This is a genomic window from Halorientalis brevis (assembly GCF_042678165.1).
Classification (GTDB): domain Archaea; phylum Halobacteriota; class Halobacteria; order Halobacteriales; family Haloarculaceae; genus Halorientalis; species Halorientalis brevis.
In genome coordinates this window covers 415,079-431,788 of record NZ_JBHUDJ010000014.1, presented here as the reverse complement: position 1 = coordinate 431,788, position 16,710 = coordinate 415,079, and the positions used below count along the sequence as shown (strand labels likewise).

At 64.9% G+C, this 16,710-nt stretch carries 19 protein-coding genes; 9 read left to right on the top strand and 10 right to left on the bottom strand.

Annotated elements, in window-relative coordinates; all coding sequences use genetic code 11:
* Positions 1-7 precede the first annotated feature (7 nt).
* Positions 8-286, bottom strand: a complete 279-nt coding sequence (locus tag ACFR9U_RS18690) for an acylphosphatase (protein ID WP_247378660.1) — start codon at positions 284-286, stop codon at positions 8-10.
* Between the two features lie 64 nt (positions 287-350).
* On the bottom strand, positions 351-1,259 hold the full coding sequence (locus ACFR9U_RS18685; RefSeq protein ID WP_247378659.1) for a DNA-3-methyladenine glycosylase family protein: 909 nt from the start codon (positions 1,257-1,259) through the stop codon (positions 351-353).
* Between the two features lie 172 nt (positions 1,260-1,431).
* Between ACFR9U_RS18685 and ACFR9U_RS18680 the strand changes: the two genes are divergently transcribed.
* Entirely contained in the window at positions 1,432-1,887 is a 456-nt protein-coding gene (locus ACFR9U_RS18680; protein ID WP_247378658.1) for a DUF555 domain-containing protein, read from the top strand.
* A 158-nt stretch (positions 1,888-2,045) separates the two neighbouring features.
* Here the strand turns inward: ACFR9U_RS18680 and ACFR9U_RS18675 are convergent, their stop codons facing one another.
* A complete protein-coding gene (locus ACFR9U_RS18675) occupies positions 2,046-2,282 on the bottom strand; it encodes a UPF0058 family protein (RefSeq protein ID WP_247378657.1) in 237 nt (78 codons plus the stop codon).
* A 236-nt stretch (positions 2,283-2,518) separates the two neighbouring features.
* On the opposite strand from ACFR9U_RS18675, the gene ACFR9U_RS18670 reads away from it, so the two are divergent.
* Positions 2,519-2,923 carry a translation initiation factor IF-2 subunit beta gene (locus ACFR9U_RS18670; protein WP_247378656.1) on the top strand — a complete coding sequence of 135 codons (405 nt, stop codon included), beginning with the start codon at positions 2,519-2,521 and terminating at the stop codon, positions 2,921-2,923.
* Positions 2,924-2,942: 19 nt separating this feature from the next.
* Here ACFR9U_RS18670 and ACFR9U_RS18665 read toward each other — a convergent pair whose 3' ends face one another.
* The 4 genes from ACFR9U_RS18665 to ACFR9U_RS18650 form a co-directional block, all read right to left on the bottom strand.
* The gene (locus tag ACFR9U_RS18665; RefSeq protein WP_247378655.1) at positions 2,943-3,122 is read right to left on the bottom strand and encodes a DUF7836 family putative zinc-binding protein; all 180 of its coding nucleotides are present in this window, start codon (positions 3,120-3,122) and stop codon (positions 2,943-2,945) included.
* Between the two features lie 76 nt (positions 3,123-3,198).
* Positions 3,199-4,182, bottom strand: coding sequence for a transcription initiation factor IIB (locus ACFR9U_RS18660; RefSeq protein ID WP_247378654.1), 984 nt, complete (start codon positions 4,180-4,182; stop codon positions 3,199-3,201).
* Between the two features lie 512 nt (positions 4,183-4,694).
* Positions 4,695-4,823: a hypothetical protein gene (locus tag ACFR9U_RS18655; protein WP_282594305.1), complete on the bottom strand. Its 129-nt coding sequence runs from the start codon at positions 4,821-4,823 to the stop codon at positions 4,695-4,697.
* A gap of 139 nt (positions 4,824-4,962) precedes the next feature.
* Positions 4,963-5,247 carry a DUF357 domain-containing protein gene (locus tag ACFR9U_RS18650; protein WP_247378653.1) on the bottom strand — a complete coding sequence of 95 codons (285 nt, stop codon included), beginning with the start codon at positions 5,245-5,247 and terminating at the stop codon, positions 4,963-4,965.
* A gap of 305 nt (positions 5,248-5,552) precedes the next feature.
* On the opposite strand from ACFR9U_RS18650, the gene ACFR9U_RS18645 reads away from it, so the two are divergent.
* On the top strand, positions 5,553-6,605 hold the full coding sequence (locus tag ACFR9U_RS18645) for an NAD(P)/FAD-dependent oxidoreductase (protein ID WP_247378652.1): 1,053 nt from the start codon (positions 5,553-5,555) through the stop codon (positions 6,603-6,605).
* 48 nt (positions 6,606-6,653) lie between these two features.
* Here ACFR9U_RS18645 and ACFR9U_RS18640 read toward each other — a convergent pair whose 3' ends face one another.
* Positions 6,654-6,791 (bottom strand): hypothetical protein, encoded by a 138-nt coding sequence (locus ACFR9U_RS18640; RefSeq protein ID WP_247378651.1) that lies wholly within the window; start codon positions 6,789-6,791, stop codon positions 6,654-6,656.
* 162 nt (positions 6,792-6,953) lie between these two features.
* Between ACFR9U_RS18640 and ACFR9U_RS18635 the strand changes: the two genes are divergently transcribed.
* Entirely contained in the window at positions 6,954-7,244 is a 291-nt protein-coding gene (locus ACFR9U_RS18635) for a DUF7545 family protein (protein WP_247378650.1), read from the top strand.
* 23 nt (positions 7,245-7,267) lie between these two features.
* On the opposite strand, the gene ACFR9U_RS18630 is transcribed toward ACFR9U_RS18635, so the two are convergent.
* Positions 7,268-7,930, bottom strand: coding sequence for a 2,5-diamino-6-(ribosylamino)-4(3H)-pyrimidinone 5'-phosphate reductase (locus ACFR9U_RS18630; protein WP_247378649.1), 663 nt, complete (start codon positions 7,928-7,930; stop codon positions 7,268-7,270).
* A 128-nt stretch (positions 7,931-8,058) separates the two neighbouring features.
* Between ACFR9U_RS18630 and ACFR9U_RS18625 the strand changes: the two genes are divergently transcribed.
* From ACFR9U_RS18625 to ACFR9U_RS18605, 5 genes are all read left to right on the top strand, one after another.
* A complete protein-coding gene (locus tag ACFR9U_RS18625) occupies positions 8,059-9,333 on the top strand; it encodes a Single-stranded DNA binding protein (protein WP_247378648.1) in 1,275 nt (424 codons plus the stop codon).
* The gene (locus ACFR9U_RS18620; RefSeq protein WP_247378647.1) at positions 9,330-10,979 is read left to right on the top strand and encodes an RPA family protein; all 1,650 of its coding nucleotides are present in this window, start codon (positions 9,330-9,332) and stop codon (positions 10,977-10,979) included. Before ACFR9U_RS18625 ends, ACFR9U_RS18620 begins: the two co-directional genes overlap by 4 nt.
* On the top strand, positions 10,979-11,734 hold the full coding sequence (locus ACFR9U_RS18615; RefSeq protein WP_247378646.1) for a metallophosphoesterase: 756 nt from the start codon (positions 10,979-10,981) through the stop codon (positions 11,732-11,734). The genes ACFR9U_RS18620 and ACFR9U_RS18615 overlap by 1 nt, the downstream gene beginning before the upstream one ends.
* 138 nt (positions 11,735-11,872) lie before the next feature.
* Entirely contained in the window at positions 11,873-12,763 is an 891-nt protein-coding gene (locus ACFR9U_RS18610; protein ID WP_247378645.1) for a CBS domain-containing protein, read from the top strand.
* Positions 12,764-12,868: 105 nt separating this feature from the next.
* The gene (locus tag ACFR9U_RS18605; protein ID WP_247378644.1) at positions 12,869-15,694 is read left to right on the top strand and encodes a DEAD/DEAH box helicase; all 2,826 of its coding nucleotides are present in this window, start codon (positions 12,869-12,871) and stop codon (positions 15,692-15,694) included.
* A 4-nt stretch (positions 15,695-15,698) separates the two neighbouring features.
* On the opposite strand, the gene ACFR9U_RS18600 is transcribed toward ACFR9U_RS18605, so the two are convergent.
* Positions 15,699-16,631, bottom strand: a complete 933-nt coding sequence (locus ACFR9U_RS18600; protein WP_247378643.1) for a hypothetical protein — start codon at positions 16,629-16,631, stop codon at positions 15,699-15,701.
* Positions 16,632-16,710: the final 79 nt, after the last annotated feature.

The window sequence follows — 16,710 nt, the reverse complement described above, 5'->3', positions numbered from 1 at the left end:
CGGGAGGTCAGTACTGGATCTCGAACCCGTCGATTCCCTCGTCGTCCTGGTACTCGACGTCGACGTCGTCGACGCGGGCTCGCGGACTCCCCTCGTGACACCACTCGACCAGCGCCTCGACGTCGTCCGCTGGCCCCTCGAAGACGGCCTCGACGCGACCGTCGTCCAGGTTGCGGACCCAGCCGTCGACCCCGTGTTCACGGGCGGTATCCCTGGTGTTCGCGCGGTAGTACACGCCCTGGACTTTCCCGGTGACGAACACGTGTGCGCGGACGCGATCTGCCATGCGTGGCGCTTCATCGCCACACCTGAAAAGGGTACGTGACTTCCCAACCGTCCCCGGTTATCCGTCACTCCCCGCCGTTGCGGAGGTAATGGAACACGTAGGTCTGTGCGTAGCCGGCGTATTTCCCGCCGAAGGCCTCTCGGATGGCACGCGAAGTCTCTTCATACGACCCCTGGTCACACTCGGGATAGTACTCCTCGATGGTGGTTCGAATCCAGGTGTCAAGGGGCACGGCTTCGAGGTATTCGAGCGAGAATAACAGGATGCAGTCGGCTACCTTGTCTCCGACGCCGACGAATCCGGTGAGAAACGATCTGGCCTCCTCGTACGGTCGGCCGCGCGCGTCCGCCGGGTCGAGCTCGTCCGTGGCGACGAGTTCGGCACTCCGCTGGACGTACGGCGCACGGTAACCGAGCCCTAACTCTCGGAGCTTTCCCTCCGTGGTCTCCGCCAGCGTCTCCGGCGTCGGGTAGGCGTGGTAACTGTTGCCGTCGAAGGTAATCTCTTGGCCGAACGTCTGACGGAGCGTTTCCTGCATGCGGTGGATGCGGGCGACCCGCATCTGTGCAGAACAGATGAAGGAGACGAGCGTGGGGAACGGCGGGTCCCGAACGAGACGCATTCCACCGTAGGTCTCGTAGGCGTCTCGGAGGAGTCGGTCGTCCGGGGTCTCGGCGACGATCTGCCCGAGGTCGTCGTCGAGGCGGAGGCGGTGCCGGAGACGGTCCGCTGCGTCGACGTGTGATTCCCATTCGAGGCGGCCATCGACTTGCCGGACGCGGAGGACTGCTGGGTCGTCGCGGGCCGGGTGGCGGACGGTCGTCCAGTACCACTCCGAGCCCCCGTAGGCGTCGGCTGTTTCGTAGGTCGTTCCGTCCTCGCGACTCCAGAGGTAGGACTGCCCGCTCTCGACGGTCGACTGGAGGTCGAACCCACCCGGAAGCGATCCGACGTCGATGACTCCCTGTTCCATCACGGGGAGGGATGGGATGGACCGGCTTGGGGGTTACGAGTCGACCTGCGCCGACGCCACCGCCGGCGGGCGATTCGAGACGGGCGAGCAGGCAGTCCGTAACCCGTACAGGCTAGCGATACCGGTTGAACGGACGCTAACCTTCTTACCACTGGCTAGCCAATCCGTGGGCATGAACTGCAGAGTTGTCGTGGAGGCCGCAGTTCCGGTGTACGACGTCGAGACGCCGGACGAAGCCGTCCGTATCGCCATCTCGAAAACGGGCGAGATGCTGAATCCCGACCTCAACTACGTCGAGATCAACATGGGGGAGCGGTCCTGCCCACACTGCGGGGAAGAGTTGGAACCGGCGTTCATCGCAGCCGACGAGAGTCTGGTCGCTCTGGAGCTGGAGATGACCGTGTTCAACGTCGAACGTGAGGAACACGCCGCTCGCATCGCCCGGAAAGAGATCGGCCAGCGCCTCGAAAACATCCCGCTCGACGTCCTCGAAATCGAACAGATCGAAGAGGAAGACGAGGACGCGAACGAGGATTCGACGACCGAGACGGCGGACGACGACGCCGTCAGCGAGGAGTCAGCTGGCGACGAGGTGCTTCCGGAGTTCGAGGAACTGATCGACAAGTAACGACTGGCCGGTTTTCACGACACGACTTTGCGAACTTCCCCCTGTCGGTGGGCTGTTCGTCACGCCCGACGGAGAGCCACCGCTGGCGTGTGAAAGATCGGTGGAGAGAAAGAGAGAGAACTCGAAGAGTGTGAGTGGAAGACAGCGAAAGAGTGCCGTTAGTCGGCGGCAGCAGGAACCTGTTCGGTCTTCTCTTCGGTCATCTCGGAATTGATGCCGTCGGCCAGCGCGAAGACGGCTTCCTTGTGGTCGTCCTTGGATTTGTGAATCGACGTCGGTCGGACGTTGATTCGGGCGTACTCGTCGTGCTCGACGGTGTTGCCTGTCTTCTCTTCGTAGTGGTTCTGTACCTGTGCAAGCAGGCCGTGGAGATGGATGAGTTCCTGCTTCTTCATGGTCATCCGAGCGTAACCACTCAAGGGTTATAGTATTACTCTGAGTCCCGTTAACATGGGTCCCTGCCAGAGAGCCGGCAATAATGGGGTTTTCAAGTGATTCGTGTTTCTCATCCAATAGCATACGAGTTGTTTCGTATCCGGTATAAGTGAAATCACACAGTCCGGCCCGGGACGGCGGCAGTGTGCACCCGCGGTTGAAAGTTTTTTGTCTCGCGCGCGGTTCAGTTACCGGTATGGACTACGAGGATCAACTCGACCGGGCGATGGAACACACCCCCGATATCGAGGGGAGCACGGATCGGTTCGACGTTCCTGACCCCGAAGTCCGTCAGGAAGGGAACGTCACGGTCTACGAGAACTTCCAGTCCACCACGAAACGTCTCGGTCGCGAAGACGATCACGTGATGAAGTTCCTCCAGAGCGAGCTCGGGACGAGCGGGCACATCGACGAGAGCGGTCGTGCGCGACTGACCGGTGAATTCGGCGAACGCCGCGTCCAGGAAGCGCTCGACGAATACGTCGAGGAGTTCGTCATCTGTCCGGAATGCGGACTCCCGGACACCAAGTTCGAGCGCGAACAGGGCGCGTTGTTGCTGCGCTGTGAAGCCTGTGGCGCGCTTTCGCCGACGAGCGGGTAAAAACGGGTTCAGTCCCCGATCACTGAAGGGATTTCAACGTCTCGAGGTCTCGGTCTGTCCGGGTGAACTCGGCGAGGCGGCGACTCGCGTGGCAGTTCGGACAGTGAAACGTTCGTTTGTGCGACGGGAGATCGTTCGGCGTCGACTCCCACCCTTTCGTACATTCCGGACAGAGCAGTCGGACGTATGCCTCCTTCATGCGTGCATTGTTCACAATCGGCAGGTAGAAAAAGCTTGTCAACAGTTCACAACCAACGATCCGGACCGGAGACAGTTCACGCGGAGACCTGTTTCGCTTCCAGGAGCTCCTTGTACCGGTTCCGGATGGTTACCTCGCTGATCGAGGCGACGTCGCTGACCTGGCTCTGGGTGACTTTCTCGTTGGCCAGCAACGCGGCGGCGTAGACGGCTGCGGCGGCGAGCCCGACGGGGCTCTTCCCGCTGAGCAGGCCAGCCTGACGGCCGTCCTCGAGGAGTTCGCGAGCGCCGCGTTCGACTTCGTCGGAGAGGTCCAGGTCCGACACGAACCGAGGGACGTAGCTCTCGGGGTCTGCCGGCTTGATCTCCAGGTTCAGTTCCCGGATGATGTACCGGTAGGTTCGAGTCATCTCCATGTCGTCGACGCGGGAGACGGCGATCATCTCGTCGATGCTGCGGGGGTTCCCCGACTGACGGGCCGCTGCGTACAGGGACGCGGTGGCGACGCCTTCGATGGACCGGCCCGGCAGCAGGTCCTCGTCGAGGGCGCGGCGGTAGATGACGCTCGCGGTCTCACGGACGGTCTCCGGAAGGCCGAGTGCCGAGGCCATGCGGTCGATCTCGCCGAGGGCCTGCTTGAGGTTGCGCTCCTTGGAGTTGCGGGTGCGGAACCGCTCGTTCCACGTACGCAGTCGCTGCATCTTCTGGCGCTGGCTGGAGCTGAGCGACCGTCCGTACGCGTCCTTGTCCTGCCAGCCGATGTTGGTCGAGAGCCCCTTGTCGTGCATCATGTTCGTCGTCGGTGAGCCGACGCGGGACTTCTCGTCTTTCTCGCTGCTGTTGAACGCGCGCCACTCCGGCCCGCGGTCGATCTCGTTTTCTTCGACGACCAGGCCGCACTCGCGGCACACGGTTTCGCCGTGTTCGCTGTCGGTTACGAGGTTCCCACCGCACTCGGGACATACCTGTTCGCTCGTCGATTCTCGCTCGGTCGTGGATTCGGTCGTCTCTCGGTTGCCGGTCTGTTCTGTCTCTGTGGTTCGGATTGTTGTGTCGCTCATGGGGGAATCGTGGCTTGCCGGCGGCGAAAGCGTAAAAAATCTACCGGCGTGCTGCTAACTCATAGTAAGCTCGAAAAGCATATAAACCTTTCGCTGAATGGAGTGGGTGGTAACACGGGCCATAACAGGCGCACAACCGCGCTATCGCCCGTGAGGCGGCCATCCGTGACCTGTCTGCTGAACGGTGAATAGGGGGGCCGAAGGGTGAAGCTACCTGACCCTGGATCGTACTCGCCCAGGCTGTGTCCCCAACGACGGAGAGATCGATCGACGTCGTTGTCCTGCAGGACGATCAGGTGATGGCGGACCTGCGTGGGCGCCAGGTCGAGAGCCTTCGCGAACTGACCGGCGTTCCGCGGACGGGTATCGACCGCCCGATCCTTTCGAGCACGGTATCTTCCGTCCCGCGTGCCCGGCAGCATACGGAATCCCCTCTATCCGCTGCGATAGATGCGACAAGCCAGGCTACGAGCACCGACCGCAGCAGTGCCGTCGGCTCCCTTCGTCGCCTGTTACCGGTTTCGGAGCACCGTCACCGCGATGGCGATGGCGACTGCGAGGACGGCGAGCGCTGACGGCAGCGGGTCCGCACTCCCGCCGAACTCCCAGTCGTACACGATGGAGCCGGCCACTGCGATCACAAAGAAGACTGCTCCGACGAGTTAGACAGTCCGGTTGTCGCTGTAACTGCCGGGCATACTGACGACTTCCCTCTCTGAACGTAAAAACCCGACAACACGGTTTCAGGGTCGGAAAGCACCCAACGCAGCTTGCGTGCGTCTAGACGGTAAAGAGGTGTCCCTCTGCGGGCACGTCGAACAACCCCAGCCGCGCCCCTGCGTCCAGCCACGCGTGTCCGTACGAGAACGAGGCGAGTGCGTTCACGAGATCGTCCTCGTCGCGGAAGTGACGGCCGTCCTCGAGGTAGGAGGCTGCCATTTCCTGATACTCGTCGGCTGCGTCGGCGAGCGGCGTGTCGGCCGGGACGGCAATCTCTGCCTCCGCCAGCGCCTCGGCGAGTAACCCCTCGTAGCGATCGGTCTTCTCTTCGAGATCAGCGGGCATGCTGGGGCATGAGTCCGGCGGGACCATTAGTCTCCCCATGGCGGCCGGGTCCGTTCGGCAACCGCCGAGACTCCCATCCTCTCACCGCCGTGAGTGTCAAGTCTTCCCGAACGGTATTGTGGGGCACGCGTATTTCTACACCGCCATAATGGGTTGTCAACACATGCCGGACTCCGAAAGTCGGGTTTAGTGGGTCCGATAGTAGCTACACCGCCTCGGCAGTTGTGTATTGTTAGGGCAATACTATTGTGCGAACTGCGCACAACAGCGCAGGGTTAATAGCCCGGCCGACAATACGATGAGATATGACTGCCGAGGTCGCCGAACATCGCAAACTCATCATCGCAGGTACAGGGATTTCCGGACTGACCGCAGCTATCTACGCCGCTCGTTCGAACAACGATCCGCTCGTTCTGGAGGGCGACGAACCGGGTGGGCAGCTGACGCTCACCACCGACGTCGCCAACTACCCGGGTTTCCCGGAAGGCATCAGCGGCCCGGACCTGGTCAACAACATGAAAGAGCAGGCCAAGCAGTTCGGGGCCGAGATCGACCACGGCATCATCGTCGACGTGGATGCGAGCGACCGGCCGTTCCGCGTCGAACTCAAGGACGGCACCGTCTACACCGCCGACGCCGTGATCGCCGCCTCTGGCGCCAGCGCACGGACGCTCGGCATTCCCGGCGAGGACGAACTCATGGGGTACGGCGTCTCGACCTGTGCGACCTGTGACGGGGCGTTCTTCCGCGACGAGGACATGCTCGTCGTCGGTGGCGGCGACGCCGCCATGGAGGAAGCGACGTTCCTGACGAAGTTCGCCGACACCGTCTACCTCGCCCACCGTCGCGAGGAGTTCCGCGCCGAGGACTACTGGATCGACCGCGTCCACGAGAAAGTCGAGGAGGGCGACATGGAGATCATGAAAAACACCGAGATGACCGAAATCCACGGGACCCCCGAAGACGGCGTCGATCACGTGACGCTCGTCCAAAACCCCGAGGGCCACCCGACGGAGAAACTCGACGACCCAGAGACCGAAGAGTTCGAGTTCGACGTCGGCGCGGTGTTCCTCGCCATCGGCCACACGCCGAACACGGAGTACCTCGAAGGGACGGGCGTCGAAATGGACGACGCCGGCTACCTCGTCACGCAGGGCGGTCGCGGCGGCGGACAGACGAAAACTGCCGTCGAAGGCATCTTCGGCGCTGGCGACGTGGTCGATCACCACTACCAGCAGGCGATCACGGCTGGCGGCATGGGCTCGAAGGCAGCGATCGACGCCGACGAGTACTTAGAAGAGCACGCGACGGCCGAGGCCGCCGAAGGTGCGACGGCAGACGCGGAAGCCGACGACTAAATTCCCTCCCCTCTGTTCGAGAGACGTTTGAACGGTTCGATCGACTGGTTACACGTCGACGTCTTCGTCAGGGGTCTGGCACGTTTCCACCCGGGTGTGAGTGCGTGCCGATTCGAGAAACAGATCCGTCACCCACAGCAGCGTCAGCGCGACCATCACGACCGTGAGCAGGTCGGTTGGAGACATGTTACGTTACCGTGGGCGAATCGGTAAATAGCTCGCTAGGAGAGCTATAGAGACGTATGGTGTAGAACAGGGCAGTCAATACCACATCATCACTGATTCGCGCCGTCACCGCACGGACGCGGACCCAACAGATGCTTTAGGGTGGTTCCCAAAGGGAGGGACATGGCAGACCAGGAGACGGTGACGCTCACGATCGAGGACGAGGACGGAACGGAAGACGAACTGACGGTCCCGACGGGCCTGCTCGACATGCTCCGCCAGGACGGCGAGACCGATCCCGAGGTCATCGGCGACATCGCGATGATCGGCCTGGCACAGCGCATCCACGGCGCGATCCACCACAGCCAGGGCGAACCCGCACAGGAAGTCAAAGACGCAGAGGAGATCACGCTCGACCTCTTCGAGCAGCGGTTCGGCCAGACCTTCGGCGAGATGACCGGCCACGACCACTAACGTCGACTCGCTGTTCGCCTTTTTCAGGGAACGTCCCACTGCAACAGCACGCCTTCGTCCAGTCGCTCGACCGCCTTCAGCGACAGCGCCGGGAAGTCCTCGGTGAACCCGTCGCCGTCTGCGAGCGTCGGGGCGTCCCGGCCGCCGATGATCTTCGGCCCGACGAACACGGAGCACTCGTCGACCAGGTCCGCGGCGAACAGCGAGAAGATGAGCTCGCCGCCGCCTTCGACCATGAGCTGGTCGATCCCGTCTGCTTCGAGCTGTTCGAAGGCGCTGGGCAGGTCCACCCTGTCGTCGCCGGCGGCGATGACCGTCGCTCCGGCGTCTTCCATCTCCTCCATGAAGTCCGTCGGTGCCGCTTCGCTGACGAGCAGATAGGTGGGGGCGGCGTCGTCGAGGATCGTCGCGTCCGGTGGCGTCCGAATCCGGGAGTCCGCGATCACTCGGGCTGGGTTCGACGGGTCGCCGTTCCCGACGCGGTCGGTTCGACGCTGTTCGCTGTCGAGCGTCAGTGACGGATCGTCTGCGAGGACTGTCCCGACACCGACCATCACGGCGTCGCTCGCGGCCCTGAGTTCGTCGACGCGGTCGAAATCCTCCGGCCCGCTGATCGCTATCTGTGTCCGCTCACGGGAGGAGATCTTCCCGTCCGCACTCATCGCTGCGTTGACGACGACTCGCATGTCGTCCGTGTTACTGGTCCGTCGATAACGCTCTTACGGTGGCATCGTCGTGGCGACGTTCTCTCACCGAGTGTGACTGACTCGCGGCCACGACAACATTTTACCACGGCCCCTCGAAAGCCACGATGATGGAGTTAGACGATCATGCCGAGGAGCTCGCCTCCGACCTCGGCGTAGACAAAGAGGAGGTCAAATCTGACCTGGAGAACCTGGTGTCGTACAGCGTTCCGATCGACGAGGCCAAACAGAGCCTCCGCCGGAAGTACGGCGACGGATCGAGCGGTGGCGGTGGCGCACCCAGCGCCGTCGACGTCGCCGACGTGTCCACCGAGGACTCCTCGGTCACCGTCACGGCGACGATCCTCACCGTCGGGAAGCGGCCGATCCACTACCGCGGCGAGGACCACGTCATCTTCGAGGGGCAACTCGCCGACGAGACCGGCAAAATCTCCTACACGGCCTGGGAGGACTTCGGTCTCCAGCCGGGCGAGACCGTCCAGATCGGGAACGCCAGCGTCCGCGAGTGGGAAGGCAACCCCGAACTGAACCTCGGGGAGAGCACGAACGTCGATCGCGTCGACGACGCCCTCGCCATCGACTACGACGTCGGCGGCGACGCCGCCCTGGCGGAACTCTCGCCGGGCGACCGCGGGGTCACGCTCGACGTCCAGATCGTCGAGTGCGAGTCGAAAGTCATCGACGGCCGCGACGGCGAGACCGAGATCCTCAGCGGGACCTTCGCCGACGAGACGGCGCGGCTCCCCTTTACCGACTGGGAACCGCGCCCCGAGATCGAGACCGGCGCGTCCGTCCACGTCGAGAACGCCTACGTCCGGGAGTTCCGCGGCGTCCCGTCCGTGAACGTCTCGGAGTTCTCGACGGTCTCGACCCTCGATCAGCCGGTCGAGGCGCGGAGCGAGCCCGAACAGCTCCCGATCAGGGACGCCGTCGAGCGCGGCGGCGCGTACGACGTGGCCCTCGTCGGAAACGTCATCTCGATTCGGGACGGGTCCGGGCTCATCGAGCGCTGTCCCCAGTGCGGTCGCGTCATCCAGAAGGGGCAGTGCCGGAGCCACGGCGAGGTCGACGGCGAGGACGACCTCCGCACGAAGGCCATCCTCGACGACGGCACGGGAACCGTGACGGCCGTCCTCGACGACGAACTCACGGCCCAGGTGTACGGCGGTAACCTGGCCGACGCGAAGGAACACGCCCGCGACGCGATGGACCAGTCCGTTGTGGCCGAGACGATCGCCGAGCGCATCGTCGGCCACGAGTACCGCGTCCGCGGCTCGCTGTCGGTCGACGAGTACGGGGCAAACCTCGACGCCACCGAGTTCGCTCGGAGCGAGGACGACCCCGCCGAGCGTGCCCGTGCGCTGCTCGCGGAGGTGGACGCATGAGCCAGTCCGACCAGGGCGGTGCAGGCCGCCGCGAAGTCGCGTACCGCCTGTTCGCCGCCGAGTACGAGGACGCGGACTTCTCCTACTCCGAGAGCGACGAGGAGCGCGCGCCCAACTACGTCGTGACGCCCACGGGCGCGCGCGTCAACCGCCTGTTCGTCGTCGGCGTCCTCACCGAGGTCGAGCAGGTCAACGAGGACGTGCTCCGGGGCCGCATCGTGGACCCGACGGGCGCGTTCGTCGTGTACGCCGGCCAGTACCAGCCCGACGAGATGGCGTTCCTCGAACGCGCCGAGCCGCCGATGTTCGTCTCGATCACCGGCAAGGCCCGGACGTTCCAGCCGGAGGACTCGGACACGGTGTACACCTCTGTGCGACCGGAGAGCATCAACCAGGTCGACGCCGAGACCCGGGACCGCTGGACCGTCACCACGGCCGAGCGGACGCTGGACCGCGTGTCGACGATGGCCGAGGCGCTCGCCCGCGCGGAACGCGGCGACGAACTGCGTGCCAGCCTGGTCGCCGCCGGCGTCGACGAGGGCCTCGCCTCGGGCACGGCGATGGCCATTGAACACTACGAGACGACCCCGAGTTACCTGCAGGCGCTCCAGAACGTGTCGCTCGACGCCGCTCGCGTGGTCGCAGGCGACCGCGACGAGGTCGAGTCCTTGACGATGGCACCGGACGCGAGTGGGAGCGCGACGCTCGCCGATCTGACAGACGTCGACGCCGTGTCGAGCCAGCCCGCGAGCGAAGCCGAGCCCTCGACGACGGACGCCGCTACTGCGACGACGCCGTCGGCCGACCGATCGCCGTCCACCACCGACGACACGAGTGAGCCGACGACGACCGAGCAGTCCACGGAGGAAGCGTCTGAATCGGCTACCGAGCGCAGCGAGCCTGACGCGACCCCGTCCGCTGACACGGGGACGCTCGACGAAAGTACGGGCGCGTCGACCACGGAACCGGAGCCGGCGGAGCCCGAGCCGGTCGAATCGGAGCCCGCCGAGACCGACGCCGTCGCGACCGAGTCCGACGCCGGGAGCGAACCGGAGCCGGCCGTCGAGACAGAGACTCCCGTCGAGACTGGTAGCGACGAGCAGTCCGACCCAGTCACAGAGACCGCGACCACCGACCAGCCGACTGCGAGCACCGGGGACGCAGTCGCGTCCGACGACGAGGACGACATCGGCGACTTCGAACCGGGCGAGTTCGAACTCGAAGACGACGAGCGCGAACGGATCGAAGAGGAGTTCGGCACGGACTTCTCGACCGGCACCGAAGTCGACGAACCGGGTGAAGCGGACATCGAGACGCCTGAACCGGAACCTGAACCCGAACCGGAGCCCGAACCGGAACCGGAGTCCGAACCGGAGCCCGAACCGACCGAGACCACCGAGACGGACGCGGCTGCCGCCGAGGATTCGGCCGGCGAAGCGCCCGCCGAGGACGTCGACCTTTCCGAGGCGGTCATGGACGCGATGCGAGACCTCAACGACGGCGACGGCGCGGACCGCGAGGAACTCGTCGCGAGCGTCGTCGAGCAGTACGGGGCGGACCCCGGCGACGTCGAGGGCGCGATCGAGGACGCGCTGATGGACGGACGCTGCTACGAGCCCGACGACGCGACGCTCAAGCCGATCTGATGGCCGTCGAACCCGTCCCTGGCGAGCCGGCGGCCGTCGCGGACCTGCCCGACGGGCGCGCGCTGGTGCTCGCTGATTTCCACGCCGGGCTAGAGGTCGGCCTTCGCTACGACGGCGTCGAAATCCGGAGTCGCGCCGACGAGCGCCGGGCCAGCGTCCTCGACCTGCTGGACCGAACTGGCGCGGACCGCCTCGTCTTCCTGGGCGATCTCCAACACGCCATCGGGGAACCCGACGCGGAGGAGAGCGACGAACTCCACCAGCTACTGGCGGCGACCACCGAGCGCGTCGACGTGACGATCGTCAAAGGCAACCACGACGGTGACATCGACACCGTGGTCGCGGAGGGGGACTTCGGCGTGGAGGTCACGCCGGGCCACGGCGTTCGACTGGGCGACGTCGGCTTCGCACACGGACACACCTGGCCGTCCCCCGACGTTCTGGCGGCAGAGGTCGTCTGCGTCGGTCACGAACACCCAAAGGTCAGACTCGAAGACGAGGTCGGCGGATCGCGCGCGGAGCGCGCGTGGCTGCGCGGCGGGCTCGATCCGGCCCCGTTCCGAGACCAGTTCGGCGACGACCTCGCGATCGACGGCGAACTCGTGGTGTTCCCCGGCTTCAACGATCTCCTCGGCGGCACGTGGGTCAACGTCGAGGGACAGGGGTTCCTCGCGCCGTTCCTCCCTGCCGGCCTGGCCGACGCACAGGCGTATCTGCTCGACGGGACCCGACTGGGCCCGTATCAGCAGGTCTGAGTCGGTCGCCCCCTCTCTCGATGCCGGTCGCGACCGACCCTGGCTGTGGCGTACAGTGGCACACTGTGGGTTCTGTTCACGATAGATCTGTCTTAGTAAATATGATACGGCGGCAAGGTGTCTGTGTGCGTGAATCCAATGGCTGTCTCCGTTCCCGTGCGCGACATCATGAGCACGACCGTCAGAACGACCGAACCGGGCGCGACCGCCCACGACGCGGCGACCATTCTCCGCGAGGCCGCGGTCGGGTCGGTCGTCGTCGCCGAGGCCAACGAACCGATCGGGATTCTCACCGAAACGGACGTGGTCGACGTGGTGCAGGCGAACGACGACCCCAACGCCGTCACGGTGCAGGCAGTCATGCGACCCGATCCGATTACTGTCGATCCGGACGCGACCGTTCGCGACGTGGCGTCGCTGATGCGCACGGACGGAGTGAAGCGGCTGCCGGTTGTTGAGGACGGCGACCTGGTCGGCGTCGTCACGACCACGGACGTGGCTGCGTTCTACCCACGGACCGCCAGAGCGGTCCAAGCGGACGGCGGCGCGACCGCGACGAGTCCGGGAACTCGTGGGACCGCGTATCACGCCGAAAACTGGGAGTTCTCCGACGACGGTGACCTCCCCGAGACGGTCGAGGTCGGCGAGACCTTCCGGTTCGAGAAGACGCTCTCGGAAGCCGACGTCGAGGCGTTCGCCCAGGCCAGCGGCGACACGAATCGGCTGCACCTCGACGAGGAGTTCGCTGCGAGGAGCCGCTTCGGTCGCCGGATCGCCCACGGCATGCTCGTCGCCGGCGTCATCAGCGCGACGCTCGCCCGACTCCCGGGGACGGTGATCTATCTCTCCCAGACGACGGATTTCGTCGGCCCGGTCGACATCGGGGAGCGGGTTCGGGCAGCCGTGACCGCCGTCGAAGCGCTGCGAAAAGACCGATGGCGCCTGGAGACGACCGTCCTCGATTCGGACGACGAACCCGTCGTCGAGGGTGAAGCCGTCGTCCTGGTCGACGAGTCCGCAAACGAGTAACGAGTGGGTGACACGGGCGGCCGCCCGGCGACTTCGGCTCGCGGGTAGTCCGCCCGAATAGGTGAAAACGGTGTGCTTAATCGGCTCAAACACGTACCCCGGCCGATGACTGACGGCGGGACGGCGGCAGCCTTCGCCGCGTTCGACGACGCGGTCCGCACGGCGCTTTCCGACCGCGGCTTCCAGACGCCCACTGAGCCACAGCGCCGCGCAATCCCGCCGCTCGTCGACGGTCGCGATGCACTCATCGTCGCGCCGACCGGCACCGGCAAGACCGAGACTGCGATGCTGCCCGTGTTCGATGCTCTCGAAGGCAGCGAGCGGTTCGGCATCGGTGCGCTGTACATCACGCCGTTGCGGGCGCTGAATCGGGACATGCGCGACCGGCTGGAGTGGTGGGGCGAGACGCTCGGGCTCGACGTGGACGTGCGCCACGGCGACACGACCGACTACCAGCGCCAGAAGCAGGCCGACGACCCGCCGGACGTGCTGGTCACGACCCCCGAGACGCTGCAGGCGATGCTCACCGGCAAAAAGCTGCGGCGGGCGCTGGAAGACGTCGAGCACGTCGTCGTCGACGAGGTGCACGAACTGGCCGCGTCCAAGCGCGGTGCCCAGTTGACGATCGGCCTCGAACGCCTCAGAGAACTCTCCGGTTCGTTCCAGCGCATCGGCCTCTCGGCGACCGTCGGCGACCCCGGGGAGGTCGGACGATTCCTCACCGGCGGTCGGGACTGCGAGATCGTCGAGGTGGACGTCGGGAGCGACCTCGACGTGACCGTCCGAGAGCCCGAGATCACGGACGCGGACGAGCGACTGGCGAACGAACTGATGACGAACGTGGACGTCGCCAGTCACGTCCGCGCGATCGACGAGATCGTCTCCGACCACGAGTCGACGCTCGTGTTCGTCAACACGCGCCAGACCGCCGAAGCGCTCGGCTCGCGGTTCAAGGAACTGGGCACGGACATCGAGGTCCACCACGGCTCGCTCTCGAAAGAGGCGCGGATCGAAGTCGAAGACCGGTTCAAGACGGGCGACCTCTCGGGGTTGCTGTGTACCTCGTCGATGGAACTGGGAATCGACGTCGGGAGCATCGACCACGTCGTCCAGTACCAGAGTCCGCGGCAGGTCTCGCGGCTCCTCCAGCGCGTCGGTCGCGCCGGCCACCGGCGCGACGAAGTCTCGTCGGGGACGGTCATCACGACCAGACCGGACGACACCTTCGAGGCGCTGGCCATCGCTCGCCAGGCCGTCGCGGGCGGCGTCGAACCGGCGAACATCCACCACGGCAGCCTCGACACCGTCGCCAACCAGATCGCGGGCCTGGTGATGGACTTCGGCGAAGTCGGCGCAATGCGGGCCTACCACATAGTCACCCGGGCCTACCCGTTCCGGAACCTCGACGAAGTGGAGTTCAAGCAGGTCACCCGGGAACTCGCCGACAACCGCGTGGTGTGGCTCAACGAGGACGACGACCTGCTCGAGAAGTGCCGGGGGACCTGGCAGTACTTCTATCACAACCTCTCGATGATCCCAGACGAGGCGACCTACGACGTGAAAGACATGGCCAGCGGTCGCCAGGTCGGGACCTTAGACGAGAAGTTCGTCGTCAACTTCGCCTCGCCCGGCGAAATATTCATCCAGCGCGGGGAGATGTGGCGGATCACCGAAGTCGACGAGGACGACGAGGAGGTGCTGGTCTCTCCCGTCGAGGATCCGGCGGGGGAAGTCCCGTCGTGGGTCGGCCAGGAGATCCCCGTCCCGTACGAGGTCGCACAGGAGGTCGGCGACATCCGAAAGGTCGCCGGCGCTCAGTTGACCGGGACGGGAGATACTGCTCCGGTCGCGCGTGACCTCGCCAAGCGGTATCCCGCGGACGAGCACACGATCAACGAGGCACTCGATCAACTCGACCGGCACGAGGCGGCGATGCCCACCGACGACGCGATCCTCGTCGAGTTCCACGGGCGGGAGGTCGTCCTCACGGCCCACTTCGGCCACACGATCAACGAGACGCTCGGGCGCGTCCTCTCGGCGTTGATCGGCCAGCGAACGGGGTCGTCGGTCGGCATGGAGGTCGATCCCTACCGGATCGAACTCGAAGTTCCCCAGGGAATTACGGTCAACGACGTCCTCGACACCATCCGGGAGACCGAGCCGGGACACATCGCCGGCATCATCGAACTCAGCCTCAAGAACGCCGACGCGCTGAAGTTCAAACTCGCACAGGTCGCCGCGAAGTTCGGCTCGCTCAAGGGCTGGCGGAAGGGGAGTTCCAGACGCTTCGGCCGCGATCGCTTACTGGACGCTCTCGAAGGCACGCCGGTGTACGACGAGGCGCTCCGGGAACTGCTCCACGAAGAACTCGCCGTCGAGGCGGCCAGCGACGTGCTCGCCCGCATCCAGGCCGGGGAAATCGAGATCGAGACGGTGGGCGAACGCACGCCGGTCGGTCTCGGTGGGCGGTCGTCGGGGAAGGAGTTGCTCGCACCGGAGAACGCCGACGCCTCCGTCATCCAGACCGTCCGGGAGCGCATCCAGAACGATCGCGTGATCCTCTTCTGTCTCCACTGTCGGGACTGGGAGCGCAAACAGGCCGTCGAGCGCGTCGCGGACCAACCCGAGTGTCCGCAGTGCGGGTCGACGCGCATCGCGGCGCTCAATCCCTGGGCCGACGAGGTCGTCACGGCCGTCAAGACCGAGGACAAGGACGAGGAACAGGAAAAGCAGACGCGCCGCGCGTACCAGTCGGCGAATCTCGTCCAGAGCCACGGCAAGCGAGCGGTCGTCGCACTGGCGGCGCGGGGCGTCGGCCCGCACAACGCTGCTCGAATCATCAGCAAGCTCAGAGAAGACGAAGACGAGTTCTATCGCGACATCCTGGCACAGGAACGGCAGTACGCGCGAACGCAGTCGTTCTGGGACTGACTCGCTATCCCGCTGTCGTCGTCTCGGTCGACGAACTGTCCTCACCCTCGTCGGTGCTGCCCGTGCCGGCGTCGCCGGTCTCCGCCTCGGCTGCGTACTTCGCACTCCAGCGGGCGTACTTGTCGGCGCGCTGGGCGTTGTAGCGGAACACGACGTCGGACTTGGTCGCGTCTTCGGGCACTTCGTACGGCAACTTCACCCGTTTGATCTCCCCGTCCGCCAGCGTCTGTTTCCCGTAGGCGGCGTCGGTAAACGGCGTTCGCGTGACCCCGTCCACCCGGGCTTTGTAGTTATAGGGATCTGCCATCCAGTCGGCCCCGCCGATACTTCGCAGTTTGACGGTCACGACTGCTAGTTTGCTTCCTCCCGGCGGGGTGTACGTCCGCTCTGAGGAGAATCCGGACACCGAGTAGGTGACTGAGTCTTTGATCTCGATGCTTTCGTACGTGATGTCGAAGCCGTCTGCCCTAAACGTTCCACCGAACGGGAGCTTCGGCCCGATGACGTCCACCTGCCAGCTGTTCTCTGGCGAGTCGAATCGAATGTCGGCTTTCCCCACCGAATTGAATGGTGGAAGCGTGATCTGAGCGGTTTTCGTCTTCCCAGGTTCGACGTACACCAACGCGTTCGTCACCGGCTTGTACTTGACGCTGTCTCCCGTTCTGACTTTGGCGGGTGCCTGATACACGCCCGGCTGGTCGCCGGTGTTCTTGACGGTGATCTCGAACTGGTACTTTTTGCTGACTTCCGCCTTGCTCGAGGCGTTGATCTTCGCGAGTGTGAAACTCGCTTTCTTTCCCTTGGGAGTCGAGACCGAAACTGACGGCGCCTGGTTCTTGTTGGCGCTGGAGCCACCGTCGTTCGAATTGCCACCCAGACAACCGGCCATTCCGGCCATCCCTACCCCCACCGACGTGAGAAGCGCTCGACGCTTCATGTACCACTAGTCAAGTTATGATCAATAATAGATGTTGTGTGTGGCACATATCCTGCGACCACCTGCAGAGCAAGCGGAC